Annotated in this window: 24 protein-coding genes and 1 riboswitch; of the genes, 15 read left to right on the forward strand and 9 right to left on the reverse strand. The window is 68.1% G+C overall.

Translation table 11 applies throughout. The features are described 5' to 3' along the window. The coding region (locus Q7S93_RS14415; protein WP_304714610.1) for an OmpA family protein at window positions 1-381 on the forward strand (381 nt) is incomplete at its 5' end. 99 nt (window positions 382-480) lie between these two features. Here the strand turns inward: Q7S93_RS14415 and Q7S93_RS14420 are convergent. After that, window positions 481-1,050: a TMEM165/GDT1 family protein gene (locus Q7S93_RS14420; protein WP_304714612.1), complete on the reverse strand. Its 570-nt coding sequence runs from the start codon at window positions 1,048-1,050 to the stop codon at window positions 481-483. A gap of 10 nt (window positions 1,051-1,060) precedes the next feature. Next, window positions 1,061-1,250: riboswitch (yybP-ykoY riboswitch) on the reverse strand. A 316-nt stretch (window positions 1,251-1,566) separates the two neighbouring features. Between Q7S93_RS14420 and Q7S93_RS14425 the strand changes: the two genes are divergently transcribed. Together Q7S93_RS14425 and Q7S93_RS14430 are read left to right on the forward strand one after the other, a co-directional pair. After that, entirely contained in the window at window positions 1,567-3,453 is a 1,887-nt protein-coding gene (locus Q7S93_RS14425; RefSeq protein ID WP_304714613.1) for a ribonucleoside-diphosphate reductase subunit alpha, read from the forward strand. Window positions 3,454-3,768: 315 nt separating this feature from the next. Then, entirely contained in the window at window positions 3,769-4,497 is a 729-nt protein-coding gene (locus tag Q7S93_RS14430) for a lipid A-modifier LpxR family protein (RefSeq protein WP_304714614.1), read from the forward strand. Window positions 4,498-4,562: 65 nt separating this feature from the next. On the opposite strand, the gene Q7S93_RS14435 is transcribed toward Q7S93_RS14430, so the two are convergent. Together Q7S93_RS14435 and Q7S93_RS14440 are read right to left on the reverse strand one after the other, a co-directional pair. Beyond that, entirely contained in the window at window positions 4,563-4,889 is a 327-nt protein-coding gene (locus tag Q7S93_RS14435) for a hypothetical protein (protein ID WP_304714615.1), read from the reverse strand. Continuing rightward, entirely contained in the window at window positions 4,886-5,194 is a 309-nt protein-coding gene (locus Q7S93_RS14440; protein WP_304714616.1) for a glutathione S-transferase N-terminal domain-containing protein, read from the reverse strand. Before Q7S93_RS14440 ends, Q7S93_RS14435 begins: the two co-directional genes overlap by 4 nt. A 216-nt stretch (window positions 5,195-5,410) precedes the next feature. On the opposite strand from Q7S93_RS14440, the gene Q7S93_RS14445 reads away from it, so the two are divergent. Continuing rightward, window positions 5,411-6,454 carry a ribonucleotide-diphosphate reductase subunit beta gene (locus tag Q7S93_RS14445; RefSeq protein WP_304714617.1) on the forward strand — a complete coding sequence of 348 codons (1,044 nt, stop codon included), beginning with the start codon at window positions 5,411-5,413 and terminating at the stop codon, window positions 6,452-6,454. Between the two features lie 140 nt (window positions 6,455-6,594). On the opposite strand, the gene htpX is transcribed toward Q7S93_RS14445, so the two are convergent. Further along, complete coding sequence (htpX, locus tag Q7S93_RS14450) at window positions 6,595-7,533, reverse strand: zinc metalloprotease HtpX (RefSeq protein WP_304714618.1); 939 nt, start codon at window positions 7,531-7,533, stop codon at window positions 6,595-6,597. A 115-nt stretch (window positions 7,534-7,648) separates the two neighbouring features. On the opposite strand from htpX, the gene Q7S93_RS14455 reads away from it, so the two are divergent. Then, the gene (locus Q7S93_RS14455; RefSeq protein ID WP_370652173.1) at window positions 7,649-9,100 is read left to right on the forward strand and encodes an AMP nucleosidase; all 1,452 of its coding nucleotides are present in this window, start codon (window positions 7,649-7,651) and stop codon (window positions 9,098-9,100) included. A 2-nt stretch (window positions 9,101-9,102) separates the two neighbouring features. Here Q7S93_RS14455 and Q7S93_RS14460 read toward each other — a convergent pair whose 3' ends face one another. Beyond that, complete coding sequence (locus Q7S93_RS14460; RefSeq protein ID WP_304714619.1) at window positions 9,103-9,858, reverse strand: alpha/beta fold hydrolase; 756 nt, start codon at window positions 9,856-9,858, stop codon at window positions 9,103-9,105. Between the two features lie 76 nt (window positions 9,859-9,934). Here Q7S93_RS14460 and Q7S93_RS14465 point away from each other — a divergent pair, with 76 nt between their 5' ends. Continuing rightward, window positions 9,935-10,708, forward strand: coding sequence for a tyrosine-protein phosphatase (locus Q7S93_RS14465; protein ID WP_304714620.1), 774 nt, complete (start codon window positions 9,935-9,937; stop codon window positions 10,706-10,708). Here the strand turns inward: Q7S93_RS14465 and Q7S93_RS14470 are convergent. After that, window positions 10,705-11,430 (reverse strand): glutathione S-transferase family protein, encoded by a 726-nt coding sequence (locus tag Q7S93_RS14470; protein ID WP_304714621.1) that lies wholly within the window; start codon window positions 11,428-11,430, stop codon window positions 10,705-10,707. The two genes, Q7S93_RS14465 and Q7S93_RS14470, sit on opposite strands and share 4 nt — an antisense overlap. Window positions 11,431-11,520: 90 nt before the next feature. Here Q7S93_RS14470 and Q7S93_RS14475 point away from each other — a divergent pair, with 90 nt between their 5' ends. The 4 genes from Q7S93_RS14475 (at window position 11,521) to Q7S93_RS14490 (ending at window position 15,770) form a co-directional block, all read left to right on the forward strand. Continuing rightward, on the forward strand, window positions 11,521-12,210 hold the full coding sequence (locus Q7S93_RS14475) for a helix-turn-helix transcriptional regulator (RefSeq protein ID WP_304714623.1): 690 nt from the start codon (window positions 11,521-11,523) through the stop codon (window positions 12,208-12,210). A gap of 191 nt (window positions 12,211-12,401) precedes the next feature. After that, the gene (locus Q7S93_RS14480; protein ID WP_304714624.1) at window positions 12,402-13,574 is read left to right on the forward strand and encodes a pyridoxal-phosphate-dependent aminotransferase family protein; all 1,173 of its coding nucleotides are present in this window, start codon (window positions 12,402-12,404) and stop codon (window positions 13,572-13,574) included. A gap of 73 nt (window positions 13,575-13,647) precedes the next feature. Then, complete coding sequence (locus Q7S93_RS14485) at window positions 13,648-15,006, forward strand: anthranilate synthase component I family protein (protein ID WP_304714625.1); 1,359 nt, start codon at window positions 13,648-13,650, stop codon at window positions 15,004-15,006. Next, window positions 15,003-15,770, forward strand: a complete 768-nt coding sequence (locus Q7S93_RS14490) for an aminotransferase class IV (protein ID WP_304714626.1) — start codon at window positions 15,003-15,005, stop codon at window positions 15,768-15,770. The genes Q7S93_RS14485 and Q7S93_RS14490 overlap by 4 nt, the downstream gene beginning before the upstream one ends. 31 nt (window positions 15,771-15,801) lie before the next feature. Here Q7S93_RS14490 and Q7S93_RS14495 read toward each other — a convergent pair whose 3' ends face one another. The 3 genes from Q7S93_RS14495 to Q7S93_RS14505 form a co-directional block, all read right to left on the reverse strand. Continuing rightward, the gene (locus Q7S93_RS14495) at window positions 15,802-16,344 is read right to left on the reverse strand and encodes a TadE/TadG family type IV pilus assembly protein (protein ID WP_304714627.1); all 543 of its coding nucleotides are present in this window, start codon (window positions 16,342-16,344) and stop codon (window positions 15,802-15,804) included. A gap of 2 nt (window positions 16,345-16,346) precedes the next feature. Next, entirely contained in the window at window positions 16,347-16,919 is a 573-nt protein-coding gene (locus Q7S93_RS14500; protein ID WP_304714628.1) for a TadE/TadG family type IV pilus assembly protein, read from the reverse strand. A 63-nt stretch (window positions 16,920-16,982) separates the two neighbouring features. Beyond that, a complete protein-coding gene (locus tag Q7S93_RS14505) occupies window positions 16,983-17,420 on the reverse strand; it encodes a pilus assembly protein N-terminal domain-containing protein (protein ID WP_304714629.1) in 438 nt (145 codons plus the stop codon). A 256-nt stretch (window positions 17,421-17,676) separates the two neighbouring features. On the opposite strand from Q7S93_RS14505, the gene Q7S93_RS14510 reads away from it, so the two are divergent. The 5 genes from Q7S93_RS14510 (at window position 17,677) to Q7S93_RS14530 (ending at window position 21,772) form a co-directional block, all read left to right on the forward strand. After that, window positions 17,677-17,847 carry a Flp family type IVb pilin gene (locus tag Q7S93_RS14510; RefSeq protein ID WP_304714630.1) on the forward strand — a complete coding sequence of 57 codons (171 nt, stop codon included), beginning with the start codon at window positions 17,677-17,679 and terminating at the stop codon, window positions 17,845-17,847. Window positions 17,848-17,998: 151 nt separating this feature from the next. Next, the gene (locus Q7S93_RS14515; RefSeq protein WP_304714631.1) at window positions 17,999-18,526 is read left to right on the forward strand and encodes an A24 family peptidase; all 528 of its coding nucleotides are present in this window, start codon (window positions 17,999-18,001) and stop codon (window positions 18,524-18,526) included. A gap of 128 nt (window positions 18,527-18,654) precedes the next feature. Next, window positions 18,655-19,506 carry a Flp pilus assembly protein CpaB gene (cpaB, locus tag Q7S93_RS14520; protein WP_304714633.1) on the forward strand — a complete coding sequence of 284 codons (852 nt, stop codon included), beginning with the start codon at window positions 18,655-18,657 and terminating at the stop codon, window positions 19,504-19,506. Next, the gene (locus Q7S93_RS14525) at window positions 19,503-21,077 is read left to right on the forward strand and encodes a type II and III secretion system protein family protein (RefSeq protein WP_304714634.1); all 1,575 of its coding nucleotides are present in this window, start codon (window positions 19,503-19,505) and stop codon (window positions 21,075-21,077) included. Before cpaB ends, Q7S93_RS14525 begins: the two co-directional genes overlap by 4 nt. An 8-nt stretch (window positions 21,078-21,085) precedes the next feature. Beyond that, window positions 21,086-21,772, forward strand: coding sequence for a CpaD family pilus assembly protein (locus Q7S93_RS14530; protein WP_304714635.1), 687 nt, complete (start codon window positions 21,086-21,088; stop codon window positions 21,770-21,772). Window positions 21,773-21,911 lie beyond the last annotated feature (139 nt).

The raw sequence follows: 21,911 nt of genomic DNA on the forward strand, positions 1-21,911 counted from the left end.
CCCCCGCCCCCGCCGCCGCCTCCCCCGCCGCCTCCCGCGGCGTATGAAGCCCGGCAGTTCGTGGTCTACTTCCCGTTCGATCAGTACATCCTGACGCCGGAAGCCCAGGCCGTGGTCTCCGAGGCCGCCAACTACGCCCAGGGCGGCAACGCCACCCAGGTCGTCGTGATCGGTCACACCGACTCCTCCGGCTCGCCGGCGTACAATGTCCGCCTGTCGGAACGTCGCGCCAAGGCCGTGGCTGACCAACTGGTCGGCATGGGCGTCAACCAAGGCGCGCTGCAAGTCGACTGGAAGGGTGAGAGCCAACTGGCTGTCCCGACCGGCGACGGCGTGAAGGAACCGCTGAACCGTCGTTCGACCATCGACATCAACTTCTGATATCGATCTTCGACTGGCGCCAAGCCAACCGATGGGGAGCCCGGCCGCAAGGCCGGGCTCCTTTCGTTTGTGGGTCTGGCGACGCCAGAAACGCGCAGATCAGCCGAAGACCAGGATCCAGAGGCCGATCAGGGCGAAGGACCCGGCCGCCAGGCCGCGGATGAGCTTGAGGGGCAGGCGTCCCGCGGCGGCTTCGCCCAGCAGGACCACCGGCGCATTGGCCAGCATCATGCCGGCGGTGGTGCCCGCCGTGACCAGGAGCACATTCTGGAACTGGGCGCCCAGGGCGGCGGTGGCCACCTGAGTCTTGTCCCCCATCTCCACGAAGAAGAAGGCGACCGTGGTCGTCCAGAAGATCGAGGCCCCGTCGCGCCGCGTCGGCGCTTCGTCATCGTCCAGCCTGTCGGGAATCAGCGCCCAGGCGGCGAAGGCCAGGAACAGCCCGCCCAGAATCCAACGCATCCAGGGCCCCTGGAGCCAGGCGGCCGCCACGGCGCCGAGACCCGCCGCCAGGGCGTGGTTGGCCAGGGTGGCCACGAAGATGCCGCCGATGATCGGCCAGGGCTTGCGGAACCGCGCCGCCAGCAGCAGGGCCAGCAGCTGGGTCTTGTCGCCGATCTCGGCGATGGCCACCAGGCCGGTGGATATGAGGAAGGCTTCCAATGTCATGTCCCGGCGGGGTCGGACGGCGCATACCAATGGCGATCGACGCCTCCGACCCCGCATGGTCGACGCGCGAAAGCCAAAGGTCTCGCCAAGCTCAATCCGCCGGACGCGCCATGCCGGAAGGGCCAGGACCCCGTCGGCAAGTCTGTTGACGCGCCCCCCGCTGGAGATACGGGCGGCTACTCCCCAATGACAGGCCGTGGCGTAGCTTCTTGCGCCCCCGATGGCAAGCCGGCGCCTGGCGTATGGGCGTTTCCAGCCCGGCCGTGCGGACCGATTGTCACAGTCGCGTGAAGGCTGGAGGCCTGCCGCGCCGGAAACCCCATTGGGATCAGTGGGCGGACTCGCCGTGTTAAGATCTCGGTAACGAAAATCCCTGGGGGCGAACCGTCGCACCCCGTTGACGAGTCATTAGGCTCTGTGGCCCCATATAGTGGTGTCGTCAGGTTGACGGCCACAAGATATAGCGGTGGGGCGGAATATCGGGCATGGGCTCGAAGCCCCTGAAAGTTATGGGTTTTGGCCATGAGCGGCAGTGAAGCAGCGATTTTGAAGGTTTCTGAGGCGGCTTCGGCGGCGCAAGACCGAGCCGAGCGCCCCCAACTCCAGCTGGTTCGCAAGGTGGAGGTCGACCGCAGCCGCGACGCCCTGCTGACCGAGTTCGGCAAGACCACGCTGGAGGATCGCTACCTGCTGGCCGGCGAGTCCTATCAGGACATGTTCGCCCGGGTGGCCACGGCCTTCGCCGACGACGCCGACCACGCCCAGCGAATCTATGACTACATCTCCAACCTCTGGTTCATGCCCGCCACGCCGGTGCTGTCCAATGGCGGCGCCGACCGTGGCCTGCCGATCTCCTGCTTCCTGAATGCGGTGCGCGACAGCCTCGACGGCATCCAGGGGGTGTGGAACGAGAATGTGGCGCTCGCCTCCAATGGCGGCGGCATCGGCACCTATTGGGGCGGCGTCCGCTCCATCGGCGAGAAGGTCAAGGGCGCAGGCCAGACCAGCGGCATCATCCCCTTCATCCGGGTGATGGACTCCCTGACCCTGGCCATCAGCCAGGGCTCCCTGCGCCGGGGCTCGGCGGCGGTCTATCTCGACGTCCACCACCCGGAGATCGAAGAGTTCCTGGAGATCCGCAAGCCGTCCGGCGACTTCAACCGCAAGTCGCTGAACCTGCACCACGGCATCAGCATCTCCGACGAGTTCATGGAGGCCGTCCGGGCCGGCGAACTGTTTGGCCTGCGCTCGCCCAAGACCAATGAGGTGATCCGCGAGGTGGACGCGCGCTCCCTCTGGCAGAAGATCCTCGAGATCCGCCTGCAGACCGGCGAGCCCTATCTGATCTTCTCCGACACCGTGAACCGCTCCATGCCGCAGCATCAGCGCGAGCTGGGGCTCAAGGTCCGCCAGTCGAACCTGTGCTCGGAGATCATGCTGCACACCGGCGTCGACCACCTGGGCAAGGACCGCACCGCGGTCTGCTGCCTGTCATCGGTGAACGCCGAAAAGTTCCTGGAATGGCGCGATCATCCGACCTTCATCGAGGACGTGATGCGCTTCCTCGACAATGTGCTGCAGGACTTCATCACCCGCGCCCCGGGCGAGATGGACAACGCCGTCTACGCCGCGATTCGCGAGCGTTCGGTGGGCCTGGGCCTGATGGGCTTCCACACCTTCCTGCAGGCGCAGAACGTGCCCTTCGAGAGCGCGCTGGCCAAGTCGTGGAACATGCGCCTGTTCAAGCACCTGCGCCGGCATTGCGACGCCGCCAGCCGCCGGCTGGCAGAAGAGCGCGGCCCTTGCCCGGATGCGGCCGAGCGCGGCGTCATGGAGCGGTTCTCCCACAAGCTGGCCATTGCGCCGACCGCGTCGATCTCGATCATCTGCGGCGGCACCAGCGCCGGCATCGAGCCGATCCCGGCCAACATCTATTCGCACAAGACCCTGTCGGGCACCTTCGCCGTCCGGAACCCCTATCTTGAGCGCCTGCTCGAGGAAAAGGGCCTGAACACGCCAGCCGTCTGGGACACCATCCTGGAGAACGAAGGCTCGGTGCAGCACCTCGAGGGCCTGAGCGACGACGAGAAGGATGTCTACAAGACCGCCTTCGAGATCGATCAGCGCTGGATCGTCGAACTGGCGGCCGACCGCACCCCTGACATCTGCCAGTCCCAGTCGGTGAACCTGTTCCTGCCCGGCGACGTCGACAAGTGGGACCTGCACATGCTGCACTGGATGGCGTGGGAGCGGGGCTGCAAGTCCCTCTACTATCTCCGGTCCAAGTCCGTGCAGCGGGCCTCGCACGCCGGGGCTGCGGTGGCCGCCGTCGGCATCGTGCCCGCCATGGCGCCGCCCAAAGACGGCCGCACCGACTACGAGGAATGCCTGGCCTGCCAATAGGTCAGACTAGAGTTTAGAGCCTGATCGAATCGCCGGCGCCTTCCTGAGGCGCCGGCGTTTTCCTGCGCCCGTGACGCGTGCACGACCCCGTGACCGACTCGCCCGGGAACCTCTGTCACCTTCCCCACATTGAAACGACATGGAAGCATGTCATCTGCCACACTGCGGTAGATGAGGGGACAGGGAGAGTAGCAAGTGCGGGCTTCGGCGGGTTTGGCCATCATCATGGGGTTTGGTGTTGCGACGTCTGTGACGGCGCAAGATTTCAACGCCGCGACCCTGAATGCTGAATCTACGCAGGTCGCCTTTGACTTGATGGACGCCGCTTTTGCGCCGCAGTCCGTCTTCCGTGAATTTGATGAAAAGGTGACGACGCCCGAGGCCTTCGCCGTGGGGCAGGGCCCGGTACGCTGGCGCTCCGGCACGGTGCCCCTCGGCGTCACCGAGGGCGGCGCGGTCGATTCCCTGCGGATCAGCGTCGGCGGGCCCCTGCGCGGCCCCGGCGGCCTGCCGCTCAATCCCGAACGGGCGGAATTCGACGCCCAGGCCTATGAGGTCGCCATGGTCCGCGATTGGCCGGGCGCCGTGAAGTTCGCCGCCGGCGACTATGACGTCGATGTCTCGCCCCATGCCGGCCTCGGCTTCGGGGCCGGCGGCGGTCAGGCCGAGGCCGGCGCGCAGGTGCGTCTCGGCCAGAACCTGGACAATGAGGTGGAAGACCGCCTCAACGCCATGGGCGTGCGCGACGGGGACGCCTTTGGCAAGACCGGGCGCTGGTACCTGTTCGCCGCCGCCAGCGGTCGGGCCGTGGGCCTCAACATGCTTCGCGACGACAATGGCTGGGATCAGGCCGGCTGGTCCACCGATCGCTCCAGCGCCCTGATCGGCGACGCTCATGTGGGCGTCGGCTGGCGCAAGGGCCCGCTCCAGGCCGCCCTCGGCTATGTCCACCGCGAGGTGAAGGGCCAGCACATGATCTGGGGCCAGCAAACCCGCGACGACCAGATCGTCGCCCTGTCCTTTTCGATCAAGCCGCAGAACTAGAGCGCGTTTCCCCCGATACCTGGTTATCGGACCAAAACGCGCTCCAGACTTGGAGTCCAGCGGCGTCAGCCGGCATGGTCTGGCTGGGCTTCGGGCCGGGCCGCCCGGAAGGCGGGAAGTCCCACGCAGGCCGACTCCACCGCAAGAAGCCGCCGATAGGAGTCCAGCGACACATCGAATCGCCGCGCGTTCCTGAGCGCCGGCACAAGATGCAGGTCCGCCCAGCCGGGCGCCTCGCCATAGCAGAAGGGAAAGGGGTCTGGCCGCTGGGCCAACATGGCTTCCAGGCGGCCCAGGCCTTCTTGGGTCCAGTGCGCGATCCAGGCCGCTTCGCCGGCCGGCCCGGCGCCCAGCGTCTCCGTCACGAAGCGACGCACGCGACTCACCGTCACCGCGTGCATCTCCGAGGCGATGAACAGGGCGAAGCTGCGCGCCTGCGCCCGCAAAAAGGGTCTGGGGAGAGCAACGGCGGGTCTGGGAAGGTTTCCTCCAGGAAGGCGAGGATGGCGCCGGATTGGGCGATGATCTGGCCCTCGCCCAGGTCCAGGGCGGGCATCAGGCCCTGGGGGTTTATCCTGTCATAGGCGCCCTCGGGCATGGCGGGAACAGACACATACTCATAGGCTAGCCCCTTCAGACCCAAGGCGATGCGCACGCGCTCGCCGGCCGAGTTCCTCTGATAGGTGTAGAGCTTCATCCAGCGATTCCCCTTGCCGAGGGCGGCTGCGCCCCCCAGGCGACCAGGCCTGGTTTACGCGCGTGGCGCCTTGGCCTGTCTACAGCTTGTGGCTCGGCGGGCGTTGTTAACAACATATTGGGGTTAGCGACGGATTGTCCTCTGGAGATCGCCCCAATCGCTGATAACGTTATCGGCGCGAACCTAGCTCTGTCTGCTCATCGAGGGAGTCACGCCGTGACCGACGCCAACCTCCACGCCCTGCCGGGTCTGCTCACGCCCTCCTATGCGTACAAGCCCTTCCGATACCCCTGGGCCTACGACTATTGGAAGAAGCAGCAGCAGGTCCACTGGATGCCTGAAGAGGTGCCCCTGGGCGAGGACGTCAAGGATTGGGCGGCCAAGCTGAACGACAAGGAGCGGGCCCTGCTGACGCAGATCTTCCGCTTCTTCACCCAGTCCGATGTCGAGGTGAACGACAACTACATGGAGCGCTACGGTCGGGTGTTCAAACCGACCGAGGTGAAGATGATGCTGGCCTCGTTCTCCAACATGGAGACGATCCACATCGCAGCCTATGCGCTGCTGCTCGAGACGATCGGCATGCCGGACTCCGAGTTCACCGCCTTCCTGGATTACCAGGAGATGCGCGACAAGCATGACTACATGCAGCAGTTCGGCGTCGATTCGAACGCCGACATCGCCCGCACCCTGGCCATGTTCGGCGGCTTCACCGAGGGGCTACAACTTTTCGCCAGCTTCGCCATGCTGATGAACTTCCCCCGCCACAACAAGATGAAGGGGATGGGCCAGATCGTCTCCTGGTCGGTGCGCGACGAGAGCCTGCACTGCGAGGGCATCATCCGGCTCTATCACGCCTTCAACGCCGAGACGAAGGTGGTCACCAAGTCGGTGGCCGACGACATCGTCGACTGCTGCAAGACCGTGGTGGGCCTGGAGGACAAGTTCATCGACCTGGCCTTCGAGGCGGGCGAGGTCCAGGGCATGACGCCGGCTGACATCAAGGCCTATATCCGCTTCATCGCCGACTGGCGCCTGCGCCAACTGCACCTACCCGAGGTCTATGGAGTGAAGGAAAACCCGCTGCCGTGGCTGCAGTCGATGCTGTCGGGGGTGGAGCACGCCAACTTCTTCGAGGCCCGCTCCACCGAATATTCCAAGGCCGCCACCAAGGGCCAATGGCACGGGGACTCCGGCGTCTGGTCGGAATTCGACCGCCTGCTCAACAAGCGCACGGACAATACGCTGCCGGCGGAGTAGGGGAGCATTTCGCCGCGTTGCGGCGTCGTCGGCCCTAACGTCCCGTCATGGTCGGGCTTGACCCGACCATCCATGAACACCGGCCCTGCCAAGTGGGCATGGCCCCTCGGGTCAAGCCCGAGGGTGACGTCGTGTGGGACTTAGCCCCAGGGGCCGCCCTTCGAGCGCCGGGTGATCGGCACCGCCGTGCCGACGGCGCGGGCCGCCCGCTGGACGGGGGCGGCGACCTTGCCGGCCATGTCCATCAGGGCCTTCACCCGGTTCTGGGTGGCCGGGTGGGTGGAGAACAGATTGTCCGCCCCGCGGCCCGACAGGGGGTTGATGATGAACATCTGTCCGGTGGCCGGGTTGCGCTCGGCCGGCAGGTTCACCGTGCCGCGGGCATAGTGCTCGATCTTCTGCAGGGCGTCGGCCAGGGCTTCCGGGTCGCCGCAGATCTCGGCCCCGCCGCGGTCGGCCTCATATTCCCGGGCGCGGCTGATGGCCATCTGCACCAGGCTGGCGGCCATGGGCGCCAGGATCATGAGCGCGATGGTCCCGATAATGCCGCCCGGGCGCTCCCGGTCATTGCCGCCGAAGAACAGGGCGAAATTGGCCAGGGCCGAGATGGCGCCGGCCACGGTGGCGGTCACCGTCATGGTCAGGGTGTCGCGGTTCTTCACATGGGCCAGTTCGTGGGCCATCACGCCGCGCACCTCGCGGCGATCTAGCATGCGCAGCAGGCCCTGGGTGGCGGCGACCGCGGCGTTCTCCGGATTGCGGCCGGTGGCGAAGGCGTTGGGCTGGTCGGTGGCCATCACATAGACCTTGGGCCGGGGCAGGCCGGCGCCGTCGGCCATGTCGAAGACGTCGCGCACATAGTTGCGGACCAGGGCCTCGGGGTGGGTCTCGTCCACCGGCTGGGCGCCGTGCATCTTCAGCACGATCTTGTCGGAGTTCCAGTAGCTGAACAGGTTCATGCCCCCGGCCAGGACCAGCGCGATCAGCATGCCGCTGGCGCCGCCGATCATGAAGCCGATCCCCATGAACAGGGCGGTCAGGGCGGCCAGGAGGGTGAAGGTTCTCAGGTGGTTGTGCATCTTGCGTTCAGCAGTTGTTCCAGGCGCCAGATATGGGGAGGCGGACGGGATTTGCGCAAGATCGCTGTGTGATCTGGCATCTCGAAACCGTCGCCGAGCGGCGCTATGATCGCCCATGACAATGACCAACGATCCCGCCGCCATCGTCGCGCGGCTCACCGAGGAATACCTGGCCTCGGTCAAGGCCCTGCGGGGCGCCCTGCAACGCTTCCTGGACAAGGGTGAGATCCCTGATCCGGCCCTGCGGGCCAAAGGCGCCTTCACCTATCCGGAGCTTCGGCTCAGCTGGCCGCGGGGCGAGGCGTTTCCCAGGCTCGCCCGGGCCTATGCGCGGCTGTCGGCGCCCGGCGACTACGCCGTCACCGTGACGCGGCCCGACCTGTTCGGCGACTATCTGGTCGAGCAACTGACCCTGCTGATGGCCGACTTCAATGTCGCCGTGGAGGTGGGGCGCTCTGACCAGGAAATCCCGTTTCCCTATGTGCTGGACGGGACGGTGGACCTGGCCAAGGCCGATGTGGGCGCCGCCGAGATCGCCCGGCACTTCCCCACCACCGAGCTCGCCCATATCGGCGACGAGATCGCCGACGGCTTCTGGACGCCGGCCCTGGAGCAGGCGCGCCCGCTGGCCCTGTTCGACGGCCTGCGCACCGACTTCTCCCTGGCCCGCCTGGCGCACTATACCGGCGCCCCGGCCGAGCACGTGCAGCCCTACATCCTGTTCACCAACTACCACCGCTATGTGGACGAGTTCGTCGCCTGGGCCTGCGCCCAACTGAAGGCCGGCGGCCCCTATACCGCCCTGTCGGCGGCCGGGCGGGTCGTGGTGACAGCAGAGACCGAAAATCCCGAGATGGTGGTGGCTGAGGCTCCCTGGCGGCGCCACCAGATGCCCGCCTACCATTTGATGGCCCAGGATGGCCGCGGGGTCACCCTGATCAATATCGGCGTCGGCCCGTCCAACGCCAAGACCATCACCGACCACCTGGCGGTGCTGCGGCCCCAGGCCTGGCTGATGATCGGCCATTGCGGCGGCCTGCGCGGCAGCCAGACCATCGGCGACTATGTCCTGGCCCACGCCTATCTGCGCGACGACCATGTGCTGGATGACGTCCTGCCGCCGGAAATCCCCATCCCGCCGATCGCCGAGGTGCAGGTGGCCATGAACCGGGCCGCCGAACGGGTGACCGGCGAGGCCGGCGACCTGCTCAAGCGCCGCCTGCGCACCGGCACGGTGGTCACCACCGAGGACCGGAACTGGGAGCTGCGCTATTCTCTCTCGGCCCTGCGGTTCAACCAGTCCCGGGCCGTGGCCATCGACATGGAAAGCGCCACCATCGCCGCCCAGGGCTACCGGTTCCGGGTGCCCTACGGCACCCTGCTGTGCGTGTCTGACAAGCCCCTGCATGGGGAGATCAAGCTGCCCGGCCAGGCCAACGCCTTCTATGAGCGGGCCATCGGCCAGCACCTGCAGATCGGCCTGGCGACGCTGGACCTGCTGCGCGAGGAGGGCCCCCGGCTGCATTCGCGCAAGCTGCGCAGCTTCGATGAGCCACCCTTCCGCTGATCCTAACGGGTCAGGAACTCAACCACGGCCTCGCCCAGCTCCGGCGTCGCGGCTGCGGCCCGGTGGTCGCCAGGCACGATGACCAGTTCGCCCTGCGGCAGGAGATCGACCAGTTCGTGGGGCGAGCCGTTATCCCGGTCGGCGTCGCCGCAGACCACCAGGGTCGGGACCTGGATCGCCGCGATCTGGTCTGCGGTGGTTTCCTGGAAGGCGGCCAGCACGCCGAGCATGGCCTGGGGGTTGAGGCCCATCTCGGCCATCAGGGCCTGGATGAACTTGCCGGCCCGGGGGTCGCGGGCGTTCGCGCCGTTGCGGATGGAGTCCTCGAACATGGCCGCCCGGGCGCCGGCCTCCATGATCCCGGAAGCGCCCATGCCGCCCAGCGCCATCTTCCGGGGCGCCAGGCCGCCGATCACCGCGCGGACGGAGGTCCGCGCGCCCAGGGAATAGCCCACCAGGTCGAAGTCGCTCAGGCCCAGATGGGCGATCAAGGCCGCCTGATCCCTGGCCAGCACGTCCTGCGGCCACGCCTCGGCCTCCACCGGCGCGCCGGATTGCCCATGGCCCCGGAGGTCCGGGGCGATCACCTGGAAGCCCGCGGCCACCAGCCGGTCGGCGTGGCCCGGCAGGAACCAGTTCTGTGGGCCGCTGGAGAAGAAGCCGTGCAGCAGCACGACGGGGCGGCCGACGCCGGCGGTATGGACGGCGATCTCGACGCCGTCGAAGCTCTGGAATCGGGTGGTCTGCGGCTCTGTCATGGCCGCCAGCCTGTGGCGCCGCGGCCGCGGCGTCCAGGGCCTGGATTTCGATCCGGTCCGGCGCTAGAGGCGGTTGATGGAACGACATATCGACTTCGAAGGCATCGAGAACTTCCGCGACTTCGGAGGTTACGACACCGCCTGCGGCCGGGGCCTGCGCGCAGGCCTGCTCTATCGCTCGGCCAATCACGGACGCGCCACACCGCCTGACCTGGCGCGGCTGCGGGCGCTGGGAATTTCGGTGGTTGTCGATCTGCGCCGACCCGCCGAACGGGCGCGGGAGCCCTCCCTGAGGCCGGAAGGCTTCATGGCTCACGTGATCGAGAACGACCTGGGGGAACCTGGCGACCCGTGGCTGGCGGCCCTCAAGACGTCCGACATCAGCACCGACTTCTTCCGGGCCGACGGGGTTCGATTCTATCGGGAAGCCCCATTCGAAGCCCGTCATCTGGACCTGTTCTCGCGCTATTTCCGCGCCCTGTCGGCCTCTGAAGGGCCGGTCCTGGTGCATTGCGTGGCGGGCAAGGACCGCACCGGCATGCTGTGCGCTCTGACCCATCACATGGCTGGCGTCCATGACGATGACCTGATCGCCGACTATCTTCTGACCAATGACGAGACCCGCATCGCCCGGCGCATCCCCTTCATGATGGACTTCGTGGCCGAGCACGCCGGCCGCGCGCCCACCGAGGAGGCGGTGCGCACGGCGTTGAGCGTCCATCCGGAATATCTGCAGGCCGCCTTCGCCGTCATGCGTGACCAGTGCGGGTCTCTCGACGGCTATCTGGAGCAGGCGCTGGGCGTGGACGGCGCCATGCGTGAGGCCATCGCCCAACGGATCCTGGCCTAGGCGGCGTCCTGCGCCTGGCGGGTGTACTGCGGAAAGAACATCCGCATCATCCGCTCGCCATAGGCCACGAGATTCGGATAGGCCCAGGCGGCGTCCCGCACCGGCGAGGGGAAGGCCTCGCAATAGATGCCAGCAAGAAAGCTGAAGGCCGCGGCGTCCACTGAGGTGGGACGCTCGCCCATGACGAAGACCTTGTCGCCCAACACCGTTGACAGGGCGGCCAGGGAGCGATCGGCCAGGGCGGCGATCTCGGCCAGGCTGTGACGGGCCACCCCTTGGGCGGTCATGGCGTGTCGCACCTCGTCCAGCACCTCGGCGCGCACCTGTTCCCGGGCCGGTTCGGGCACGTCGTCGAAGAAGTGCGCCGGTCCATGGGCGAAGTTCTGCGGGATCAGCCAGCGGCAATAGCCCAGGGCCCAGCCCAGGTGATCCTCGATCATCCGCTCCGTGGCCCAGGCCTGGGCGCGCTCGGCCGGCGAGAGGCCCTCATCGAAGTCGAGGCCATAGGTCTCTTCCAGATGCAGGCGGATGAAGGTGGAGTCGGCCACCACCCGGCCGCCGTCGTCGAGATAGGGCAGCTTGCCCTTGGGCGCCTTGTCCAGGTCGCCGGCCACCTTGAGATAGCCAAGGCCCGCCATCTTCAGTTGGACTTCGGTCTTCATCACATAGGGGCTGGGGTCGGGCAGGCCGAAAGCTGGGCCGAAGCCATAGAGCGTGATCATGATGGGGTCCTCCGCGTCCATCAGAGCGTGATAAGGACCCTCTCCTGTCAGCGTCTTGTCAGCAGTCTTGTCGAGCTTTGGAGGAACCGGATGCGCCGGGCCGACCGCCTGTTTCAGATCATCCAGATTCTGCGCCGCCGCCGCCGCCCGGTGACCGGCGCCGAGCTCGCTCGCGAGTTGGAGACTTCGGTTCGCACCCTCTATCGCGACATGGCCGACCTGATCGCCCAGCGGGTGCCGATCCGGGGCGAGGCCGGAGTCGGCTATGTGCTGGAGGATGGCTTCGACATGCCGCCCCTTATGCTGACGGCCCAGGAGCTGGAGGCCGTGCTGCTGGGCGCCCAGTGGGTCGGCGGCCGCGGCGATCCGGATCTCGCCCGCGCCGCCCAGGACCTGGTGGCCAAGATCGCCCAGGTGATCCCGGCGGAGCTGCGTCCCTTCATCAGCTCCTCGCCCCTGATGGCCTCGGGCCGCCACGACGCCGCCCGCGACGCCCTGGACATGGCCCAGCTGCGCGCCTGCCTGCGGGATCAACGCAAGGTCGCCCTGGACTATCGCGACGAGCTTGGGGTGGTGACCACCCGGGTGATCTGGCCCGTGACGATCGGCTATTTCGACACCACGCGGCTGATCTGCGCCTGGTGTGAACTGCGCCAGGGCTTCCGTCATTTCCGCACCGATCGGGTGGTGAGCGCGCAGTTCCTGGACGAGAAATACCCGCGGCCCCGGGCGCAGCTGTGGGCGGAGTGGCGAAAGACCCTGCCAAACGCGGCGAGTTAGGGGAGTGGATCTTGGGCGGGACCGGGACCCGAGGCGCCTGAAAAGCCTACGCCCGGCGACGACCTCCGCGTCGTCGCCGGGCGCTTCCAGGGGCTGAACCTCCGACAAGGTCCAGCGACAAGATTTGCGCTCGGGCGCCCTCTCGGCCTAATCACCTCGCCGTGAAATCAGGTCGTCACCCGGAGGTCGCCATGCAGAGCTTTCAACCCCCCCGCCGCATCCTCATGGGGCCTGGCCCCTCCGATGTGAGCCCGCGGGTGCTGGCGGCCCTGGCCCGGCCGACGATCGGCCACCTGGACCCGGCCTTCCAGGGGCTGATGGAGGAGATCAAGGCGGCCCTGTCGCGGCTGTTCAATGCGCCAGATCACATCTGCGTGCCCCTGCCGGCGCCCGGCACGGCGGGCATGGAGGCGGCCCTGATGAACCTGCTGGAGCCCGGCGACCTGGCGGTGATCTGCGTCAACGGCGTGTTCGGCGCGCGGATGGTCGACATGGCCGGCCGCGCCGGCGCCGAGGTGGTCACGGTGGACGACGAATGGGGGACCCCGGTGGACCCGGCCAAGGTCGAGGCCGCCCTGGCCGGCCGTCAGGCCAAGGTGCTGGCCTTCGTCCACGCCGAAACCTCCACCGGCGTGCGCAGCGATGCGGCCAGCCTCTGCGCCCTGGCCCGAAAGTATGGTGCGCTGTCCATCGTCGACTGCGTGACGTCCCTGGGGGGCATCGCCGTGGATGCGGCCGCCTGGGACGCCGACGTGGTCTATTCCGGCACCCAGAAGTGCCTGTCGGCGCCCCCTGGCCTCTCGCCGGTGGCCTTTTCGAAGCGGGCCGTGGCCGCCATCGCCGCGCGCAAGGAAAAGCCCAGAAACTGGCTCTACGATATCGGCCTCCTGATGAGCTACTGGGGCGGGGAGGGCGGCCGGACCTATCACCACACCGCCCCGATCAACGCCCTCTATGGCCTGCACGAGGCCCTGGTCGCCCTGTTCGAAGAGGGCCAGCAGGCGGCCTTTGTGCGCCACGCCCGCATGCACGAGTCCCTGGTGGCCGGGCTCGAGGCCCTGGGCCTGGAGATGCTGGTGGCGCCGGCCGACCGCCTGCCGCAGCTCAACACGGTCAAGGTCCCCGAAGGCGTCGATGAGGCCGCCGTCCGCACCCACGTGCTCGAACACTGGAATCTGGAGATCGGCGCGGGCCTTGGACCTCTCAAGGGCAAGGTCTGGCGGATCGGCCTGATGGGCGCCTCGGCCAGTCCCTGGCATGTCCGCCTCTGCCTCACGGCCCTGGCCGAGGCCCTGGCGGTCCAGGGGTTCGCCGGCGCCAAGGACAAGGCCCTGGCGGCCGCCGACGCCAAGCTGGCGGCCTGATCAAGACTTAGAGTTTAGAGCCTGATGCGATCAGACGGTTCTGTCTGAACGCATCATGCTCTAAGGCGCGATCATGCGTCGTGTCGTCCAGATCGCCGCCCCCTGGCGTGATCCCGCCCTGGCCCTGGCCGCCCTGGCGGACGAGGCCTGGAGTCTGTGCCTGCTGTCGGACGGCGGCGGAGAGCGCGGACGCTGGTCCTATCTGACGGCCCGCCCGCAGCGGGTGCTGGTGGTCGAGGCCGCCGAGGCCCGCGATCCCTTCGCCGCCCTGGCCAGCCTGATCCCCGAGGGCGACAGGCTCGCCGACGGGCCGCCCTTCCAGGGGGGCGTGGCGGGCCTGGCGACCTATGAACTCGGGTCCCGCGGCCAGGGTTTGGAGCTGGCGGCCCACCCCGACTGGCCGCACCTGGCCGCGGCGCTCTATCCGGCCGTCCTGGCCTTCGATCATCAGGCGCACAGGGTGTTGGCCATCGGTCGCGGCGAGAGCCAGGCCCAGGCCCATACCCGGGCCGAAGCCCTGCTCCAGGCCCTGGAGGTCGAACCGCGCCCTTCTCCGGCGGTCCCCTTGGCCGGCCCTATGATGGTCGCCCCCGGCGGCGCCTATGAGGCCGGGGTGGCTGACGTGGTCGGCCGGATCGCCGCCGGTGAGATCTTCCAGGCCAATATCGCCCGCCTCTGGACCGGGGCCCTGACCGCAGGGGCGAGCCCCTACGACCTGTTCGCCAGCCTCGCCCGACGTTCCGCCGCCCCCTTCGCGGCCTATCTGCGGCTGCCGGGACGGGCGGTGGTGTCCAACTCGCCCGAGCGCTTCGTCGCCCTGCGCCGGGGGCCTGCGGGCCTGACCGCCGAGACCCGTCCGATCAAGGGCACCCGGGCGAGGGGCCGTGACGCCGCTCAGGACGCCACCTTGGCGGCCGACCTGCTGGCCAGCCCCAAGGACCGGGCCGAGAACCTGATGATCGTCGACCTGATGCGCAACGACCTGGCCCGGGTCTGCCGGCCGGGCACAGTGCGGGCGCCGGAGCTGTTCGCCATCGAGAGCTTCGCCAATGTCCACCATCTGGTGTCCACGGTGACCGGGGTGATGCAGGCGGGCCGCGGCGCGGCGGACCTGTTGCAGGCGGCCTTTCCGCCGGGCTCCATCACCGGCGCGCCCAAGATCCAGGCCATGAAGGTGATCGCCGGGCTGGAGCCGCCCAGGGGCCCCTATTGCGGCTCGATCTTCTGGGCCGGCGCCGATGGCGCCTTCGACTCCAGCGTGCTGATCCGCACGGCCGCCTGTGTAGAGACGGGCGGGGGGTGGCAGGTGGAGGCCCGGGCCGGCGCCGGCCTGGTGGCCGACAGCGATCCCGTCGCCGAGCGGCTGGAGACCGAGGCCAAGATCTCCGCCCTGCTGGCGGCCCTCTCCTCTGACTCGCGAGGCGCAGCATGACCCTGCCCCTGGACGACCGTGGCCTGCTGCTGGGCGATGGGCTTTTCGAGACCCTGCTGGTGGTCGACGGGGCGCCGGTCTGGTGGGGCGAACACATGGCCAGGCTGCGCCGAGGTTGCGTGGCGCTTAGCCTGCCCGAACCGACAGAGGACGAGGCCAAGGCCGCCGCGCGGCAGGTCATCGATGACGGGGCGGGCCATCCGCGGGCGGCCCTGCGGCTGACCTGGACAGCGGGGTCCGGCGGGCGAGGCCTGGACCGGCCATCGATGCTCAGCCCCCGACTGCTGGCGAGCCTCGCGCCTGCGCCGCGACCCACCAAGCCCCTGCGACTGGCGATCGCCCAGGTGCGCCGCAACGCCGGTTCCCCGACCTCGCGGCACAAGACCCTGGCCTATCTCGACAATGTGCTGGCCCGGCGGGAGGCGCAGGTCGCCGGCGCCGACGAGGCGGTGATGCTCAATACGGCGGGCGAGGTGGCCTGCGCCGCGGCGGCCAACATCTTCTGGATGGAGGACGGCGAGGTCTTCACCCCGGCCCTGGACTGCGGCGTCCTCGACGGCCTGGCCCGGGCGGCGGTGATGGCCCGGGCGGCGGCCCTGGGCGCAGCGGTGCGCGAGGTGCGGGCCGGAGCTGAGGGGCTGGGGCGGGCCGAGGCTGTCTTCCTGACCAACAGCCTGATGGGGCTACGGCCGGCGGCGACCCTGGACGGGCGACACCTCAAAAAGCCGCCGCTGCTCGATGCTCTGGCGGCCGATCTGCCTTAATGTTCGAGCCGCTCTAAGCGCAAAGTCGCACTCAGCAGTCGGTGCAGTTGACCATCTCCATCTTGCGCGGGCGCAGATAGTATTTTTCCTTGAAGTTCAAGGCGTTGGGAATGGCGTACTTGATCGCGGAATCGAAGTTGTAGGTCATCTCGCTCATGACAAGGGTGTCATAGGCGACCATCAGGTTCGCGGGCAGGCCCGATACCGTCGCGCCCTTGCCATAGGCGCTCAGGCCCTTGCCGTGGCTCCAGACGACCTTGGGAACACCGTTGGCGTCGGCGCGGATCGCCGTGACCCGGATGCTCATGCCGCTGGACGAGAAGGGCGCTAGAATCTCGTCGGCGACGGAGAACAGGTCGTTCAGCTCGGCGCGGTTGGTCAGGGTGTCCTGGGCGACGAGATCGGCCACCACGGCTGTGGCGTGGCTGGCGCGGCGTTCGGCCATCAGCGCCATGGTGACCTCGGCCAGCCCCATATAGGACAGGATCAGGAACGGCGCGATCAGCGCAAACTCCACCGCAGCCACGCCCCGCCGGTCGCGGGCGAAGCGGATCAGGCGAGCCATCGTCTTCATGCTCAGCACCCTGCTCCGGTGGGAGCCTGATCGCTGTATGGCTCGTTGCGGAAGGCGTCGACGGCGGTCAGCAGGCGCTTGTCGCCGTCGGAATTGACCAGGGCGTTGCTGATCAGCGGCGTAAAAATCTGCCAGCTATAATAGGTGCGGACGAGGACGATATCGGTCGGCCCGCCTGGCGACCAGCAGGCCTTGTCCTCGTCAAAGCCGCCGCCGCCCATGGAGGGCGAATCCCTGAGGCTGGTAAAGTCGGTATAGGTCTGGACGCTGACCTTGAGATTACCGTCGCAGCTGGGGCCCAGCCAACTCATGCGATCACACACCGCCGCGGCGAAGTTCTCCTTGCTGGCGGCGCCACTGGTCTGCATCTCGCCGGTGCGGATCGTGCGGGCGACGTCTGTGGTCGCCGACTCCAGGGCCGTCGACATCATGAACACGAGCGCCAGTTCCAGGATGCCGAAGATCAGCATCAGGAGGGGGCCGGCGATGAAGGCGAACTCCACCGCGGTTGCGCCCTGGCGGGCGCGGGCGAAGTCGCGCAGGGCGAGGATCAGGTTTGGGGCGGCGCGCGGCATTCTGCGGGTCCATCCGGTTTGCGCGGACCCTAGACCTGATTGGCCTAAGCGATGCTTAAGCCCTCAGGGCCGCTGGGCGGCGGGGCTGATGGGTTCGCAGCGGGGCGAGCAGGAAAAGGCGCGGGCCTCGCCGCCGCGGATATAGGAGACCTGACCCTGGTCGGGGGCGCTGACCACGATGTCACGATCAAACAGGGTCCGACCCTGGGCGTCGGTGACGACGATGTTGGTCACGCCATAGCCCTTGCCGATCACCACCAGATCCTGGGGTCCGAGAAGATTCACATCGGCTACCCGCGGATTGGCCACCACCACATTGCGCGCGGCGCCAGGCAAGCGGACCTTGGACCCCTGGTCGAGATGCACCGATAGCGGCGCCGCCATCGCAGGACCTGCGATCAGAAGGCCGGCGAGGACGCAGATGGCGAGGCGAGGCATGGCGGTTCCGATGGCGCTGCGGGCGTCAGGACTTGAGACGCCAGAGTCGATCCGAATGGTCAACAAAGGCTGAATCCATGCCGACTCGCGCGCGTGCGTGAATCATAAAGGGAAAGCCGCGGAATCGTGGCGATTTTGCCTTCGTGGTTAATGAAAGATAATAGTAAACGCAAGTAAACCAAAACAAAATTTCTCCGAATACTCGCTAGTTTACTCGGCATTAAGTGAGGTGCGGCATTGTGACCCTGCAATTCGGGGCGAGCAGACCACCAAGGCCTGATCCCCGATCCATCTGCTCGCCAACAAAGGAGATTGAGCAATGTCGAAGTTCGTCACGCGCTTCCTGAAGGATGAATCCGGCGCCACCGCCATCGAGTATGGCCTGATCGCCGCCCTGATCGCCGTCGTGCTGATCACCGCCCTGAACACCCTGGGCACCAATCTCACGGGCACCTTCGACATGATCGCCGGCAAGCTGCCCCAGACCTAAGACAAAAGCCGCGCCAAGCGGCGAGACCACAGACTTTCGGGGCCGCGGCGGAGACGCCGCGGCTCTTTCTTCATGCGCGGGAAACCAAGCGTTCACCGGCGCGGGCCCAATCTGCCTCACCGCCGCTTCGGCCCACCAGAGAGCCTCGCCCATGTTCGCCACGTTGCCGGCCGTCCTGCTGTTCCTCTGCCCGGCGCTGCTGATTGTCGCCGCGCTCAAGGACGTGACGACCTATACGATCCCCAACTGGATTTCCCTGGCGCTGATCGCCGGCTTCTTCCCGGCGGCGATCGCGCTTGGCCTGCCATGGTCTGTGCTTGGCTTCCATGCGGGATTGGGGTTGGGCGCGCTGGTGATCGGCATGGTCCTGTTCGCACTCGGCTGGATCGGCGGCGGCGACGCCAAGGTGTTCGCCGCCACGGCCCTCTGGCTCGGCTGGCCCGCCTCGGCGACCTTCCTGCTGGTGACGGCCCTGGCCGGCGGCGTCCTGGCGGCCGCGCTCCTGGCCATGCGCTCGATCCTGCTTCGCCGCTATGTCTCCGCCGGACCGCCGTGGCTCAGCCGCCTGGCCGAGCCGGGGGAGAGCGTGCCCTATGGCCTGGCCATCTGTATCGGGGGCCTCGCCGCCTTTCCCGCCAGCCGCCTGGTCCAGGCCCTCGCCACGGCCGCCCCCCTTTAGCCGCTGTTAACCATGGGCGCCCGACAAGGATCACGCCGCCAGAAGGCCGCAGAATGAATTGAGTCGCGGCTGCCCGCCGAACCGGCGCGCCGCCCCATCCCCGCCAGTGGGAGCGTATTGGGAAGTTCATGGGCGCCGTCCGCATCGCCATCCTGGCCGCCGCCGCCGTAGCCGCCATCCTGCTGGCCTTCATTGTGCGCGGGATGATGAGTTCCGGCGAGCCGTCTCAGGCCGCCGCTCCGGCGGAAACCCGACCCATGGCCCAGGTTCTGGTGGCCAAGGAAGACCTCGCCGTCGGAACCCGCATCACCTCGACCATGCTGGGTTGGCAGGCCTGGCCGGCGGAGGCCTTGAACCCCGCCTTCGTCACTGACGGCAAGACCGCAGTCCCGCCCAAGGAGGGCGCTGAGAAGGTGGCCGAGAAGGCCGGCCAGGCCGCCGCCACCCTCATGGGGGACAATCCGATCCAGGCCTTCGAGGGCGCGATCGTCCGCGAAGCCATCGCCGCCGGCGAGCCCGTCACCACCCGCAAGGTGATCCGCGGCGGGGAGGGCGGCTACATGTCTGTCGTGCTGGGCCCCGGCATGCGGGCGGTGTCAGTGCCGGTCTCCGCCGAAACCGCCGGGGGCGGCTTCATTCTGCCCGGCGACCGGGTCGACGTGTTGCAGAGTCGCGAGGACCCCGACGGCGCACGGATCACCGAAACCCTGATGCGCAACCTGCGGGTCCTGGCCATCGACCAGGCCACCGAGCCTGCCAAAGACGCCAACGCCATGATCGGAACCGTCGCCACTCTCGAAGCGCCGGCGGCTGACGCCGAGGTCCTGGTGCGGGGCAAGGCGGCTGGCGAGATGATCCTGGTCCTGCGGGCCTATACCGACATCGGCGGCCCCGTGGGCCGCGGGGGGATGGCCGAGGCCGAGCGCCAGACCGTCCGCATCTATCGCGACGGCGAGATGACCGAGGTTTCCGTCCAATGAGCCGCCTTTCCCCCTTGATGGCGGCCGCCCTCGGCCTGAGCCTGTTCGCCGCGATCCCGGCCAACGCCCAGGATCTGGCCGGCTCAGCCCCGCATTACGCCAGCCAAGGCTCCACCATCCGGGTTGATCTGGCCGGCGGCGGCGCCAGCCAGGCCCTGACCCTGCCCCGGGGCAAGTCGGCGATTATCGAACTGCCGGTGGACGCCCGCGACGTCCTGGTCACCAATCCCGAAGTGGCGGACGCGGTCCTGCGCTCGCCCCGGCGGATCTATGTGCTCGGCGTGGCGGCCGGTCAGACCGACGCGGTCTTCTTCGACGGCGCGGGCCGACGGATCCTGTCCCTCGACATCCGGGTCGATCAGGACACCGGCGCGGTGGCCCAGACCATCAACCGCCTGCTGCCTGGGGCGCGGGTGCGGATCGACGCCATGAATGACAGCCTGATCCTGTCGGGCGAGGTGATGAGCCTGTCGGACGCCGACAAGGCGCTGCAGATCGCCCGGGCGGCGGTGGCGCGGCCCGAGCAGGTGCTCAACATGTTGTCCATCGCCGGCAAGGACCAGGTGATGCTCAAGGTGCGCATCGTCGAGGTGCAGCGCAGCGTGATCAAGCAGCTCGGCTTCAACACCAATGCGGTCCTGAACCAGCTGGGCGAGCCCCAGTACATGTTCAACAACGCAGCTTCGTTTGCGGTCAATGGCGGCCTGATCGGCGGCCTGACGGGCGGCTACAACCTCGACACCACCAGCCAGCCCGTCATGCAGCGTCCCTGCGGCTGGGTGGAGGCGCCGGACGAGCTTTGCGACTTCGTGGTCCGCGACGGCGGCAATTCAGACACCGCGACCATCAAGGAAGGCCTGGCCGGCGATCCCGGCCTTAATCAGGCCGAGGCTATGATCCAGGCCTTCGAACGGGTGGGCCTCGTGCGCACCCTGGCCGAGCCCAACCTGACGGCGGTGTCCGGGGAGGCGGCCAAGTTCCTGGCGGGCGGCGAGTTCCCGGTGCCCGTGGGCCAGGACGACACCGGCCGAGTCACCATCGAGTTCAAGCCCTTCGGCGTCGGCCTGGGCTTCACGCCGGTGGTCCTCTCGGGGGGGCGGATCTCGCTGAAGATTTCCACCGAGGTCTCCGAACTCACCAATGAGGGCTCCTTCACGGTCAGCAACGGCGCGAGCGCGCCGGCCCTGGTCATCCCGGCGCTCAGCGTGCGCCGGGCCGAGACCATGGTGGAGCTGCCGTCGGGCGGCGCGATGATGATTGCGGGCCTGTTGCGCGAACAGACCAAGCAGGCGGTGGACTCCCTGCCCGGCATGACCAACCTGCCGGTGCTGGGCACGCTGTTCCGCTCGCGGGACTATCTGCAGGGCGAGACCGAGCTGGTGATCATCGTCACCCCCTATCTCGTCCAGCCGACCTCGCCGGACAGGCTGCAGACCCCGGCTGACGGCCTGCGGATCGCCTCGGACCCTGAAACCATCCTCCTGGGGCGCCTGAACCGCGCCTACAAGGCCAAGCCGCAGCCGCCCGGCGCGCCGGCCTACCAGGGCCCCTACGGCTATGTGATCGAGTGAGCGCCGCCATGACCCGCATCCTGCGTCGTTTCATGCCCCTCGCCCTGGCCGCCGGCCTTTCGGCCTGCGCCTCGGCCCCGCCCCGTGACGGGGCGGTGGCAAACCCGGCCACCCCGCTGGATCAGTACCGCGCCCAGGTGACCCCTCGCCCCGAAGAGGTCCTGCTGGCGATCCATGCGCAGGGGGTCTCCGGGCCTCAGGCCGACGCGCTTTCGGGGCTCGTGGCCGGCTGGCGCGCCGCCGATGGGGGCGCCATTCGAATCCAGGCGCCGACCAGCGGCGTGGACTCCGCCGCGGCCTATCGGATGGGCGAAAGCGTCCGCGCCTTTCTTGTTTCCCAAGGCGCGCCGCCGGCGGCCATCCAGGTGGTCGGCTATGATGCGAGGGGCGCCGCCCAGGCGCCGATGATCGTGGGCTATCTGCGCTATGAGGCGAAGGTCCCCGACTGTGGCGAGAGCTGGGACAATCTCAGCAGCAGCTGGGACAATCGGGTTTCGGCCAACTTCGGCTGCGCGGTGACCGCCAACCTGGCCGCCCAGATCGCCAATCCCGCCGACCTCGCCGGCCCGCGGGCGATGGACGCCCCCGACGCCGCCCGTCGCGCCGATGTCCTGGCCAAGTACCGCGAGGGCGCGATCACCTCGAGTGAAACCGACGAGCGATCCACCGGGGTCGTCTCCCAGGTCGTGAGGTAAGGGCCTGATGCGCGCGAGTTCCGGACCAGACCCTTTCGACCTCCAGTTCGAGGCCGATGACGACTTCGGCGCGCCGGGCGACGACGCCTGGGGCGCGCCGGCCGCCCCGTCGGCGTCCCGCCGCGACCCGTTCGCGGAC

This window comes from Phenylobacterium sp., assembly GCF_030646615.1.
GTDB lineage: Bacteria > Pseudomonadota > Alphaproteobacteria > Caulobacterales > Caulobacteraceae > Phenylobacterium.

What these genes read in the sequence shown, in the direction of transcription:
- Q7S93_RS14430 (WP_304714614.1), top strand. Translation starts at nt 3,769, where the DNA reads ATGGACGCCGCTTTTGCGCCGCAGTCCGTCTTCCGTGAATTTGATGAA.
- Q7S93_RS14455 (WP_370652173.1), top strand. Translation starts at nt 7,649, where the DNA reads ATGACAATGACCAACGATCCCGCCGCCATCGTCGCGCGGCTCACCGAG.
- Q7S93_RS14490 (WP_304714626.1), top strand. Translation starts at nt 15,003, where the DNA reads ATGACCCTGCCCCTGGACGACCGTGGCCTGCTGCTGGGCGATGGGCTT.
- Q7S93_RS14500 (WP_304714628.1), bottom strand. Translation starts at nt 16,919, where the DNA reads ATGCCGCGCGCCGCCCCAAACCTGATCCTCGCCCTGCGCGACTTCGCC.
- Q7S93_RS14485 (WP_304714625.1), top strand. Translation starts at nt 13,648, where the DNA reads ATGCGTCGTGTCGTCCAGATCGCCGCCCCCTGGCGTGATCCCGCCCTG.
- Q7S93_RS14470 (WP_304714621.1), bottom strand. Translation starts at nt 11,430, where the DNA reads ATGATCACGCTCTATGGCTTCGGCCCAGCTTTCGGCCTGCCCGACCCC.
- Q7S93_RS14465 (WP_304714620.1), top strand. Translation starts at nt 9,935, where the DNA reads ATGGAACGACATATCGACTTCGAAGGCATCGAGAACTTCCGCGACTTC.
- Q7S93_RS14525 (WP_304714634.1), top strand. Translation starts at nt 19,503, where the DNA reads ATGAGCCGCCTTTCCCCCTTGATGGCGGCCGCCCTCGGCCTGAGCCTG.
- htpX (WP_304714618.1), bottom strand. Translation starts at nt 7,533, where the DNA reads ATGCACAACCACCTGAGAACCTTCACCCTCCTGGCCGCCCTGACCGCC.
- Q7S93_RS14495 (WP_304714627.1), bottom strand. Translation starts at nt 16,344, where the DNA reads ATGAAGACGATGGCTCGCCTGATCCGCTTCGCCCGCGACCGGCGGGGC.
- Q7S93_RS14460 (WP_304714619.1), bottom strand. Translation starts at nt 9,858, where the DNA reads ATGACAGAGCCGCAGACCACCCGATTCCAGAGCTTCGACGGCGTCGAG.
- cpaB (WP_304714633.1), top strand. Translation starts at nt 18,655, where the DNA reads ATGGGCGCCGTCCGCATCGCCATCCTGGCCGCCGCCGCCGTAGCCGCC.
- Q7S93_RS14515 (WP_304714631.1), top strand. Translation starts at nt 17,999, where the DNA reads ATGTTCGCCACGTTGCCGGCCGTCCTGCTGTTCCTCTGCCCGGCGCTG.
- Q7S93_RS14530 (WP_304714635.1), top strand. Translation starts at nt 21,086, where the DNA reads ATGACCCGCATCCTGCGTCGTTTCATGCCCCTCGCCCTGGCCGCCGGC.
- Q7S93_RS14420 (WP_304714612.1), bottom strand. Translation starts at nt 1,050, where the DNA reads ATGACATTGGAAGCCTTCCTCATATCCACCGGCCTGGTGGCCATCGCC.
- Q7S93_RS14480 (WP_304714624.1), top strand. Translation starts at nt 12,402, where the DNA reads ATGCAGAGCTTTCAACCCCCCCGCCGCATCCTCATGGGGCCTGGCCCC.
- Q7S93_RS14475 (WP_304714623.1), top strand. Translation starts at nt 11,521, where the DNA reads ATGCGCCGGGCCGACCGCCTGTTTCAGATCATCCAGATTCTGCGCCGC.
- Q7S93_RS14510 (WP_304714630.1), top strand. Translation starts at nt 17,677, where the DNA reads ATGTCGAAGTTCGTCACGCGCTTCCTGAAGGATGAATCCGGCGCCACC.
- Q7S93_RS14440 (WP_304714616.1), bottom strand. Translation starts at nt 5,194, where the DNA reads ATGAAGCTCTACACCTATCAGAGGAACTCGGCCGGCGAGCGCGTGCGC.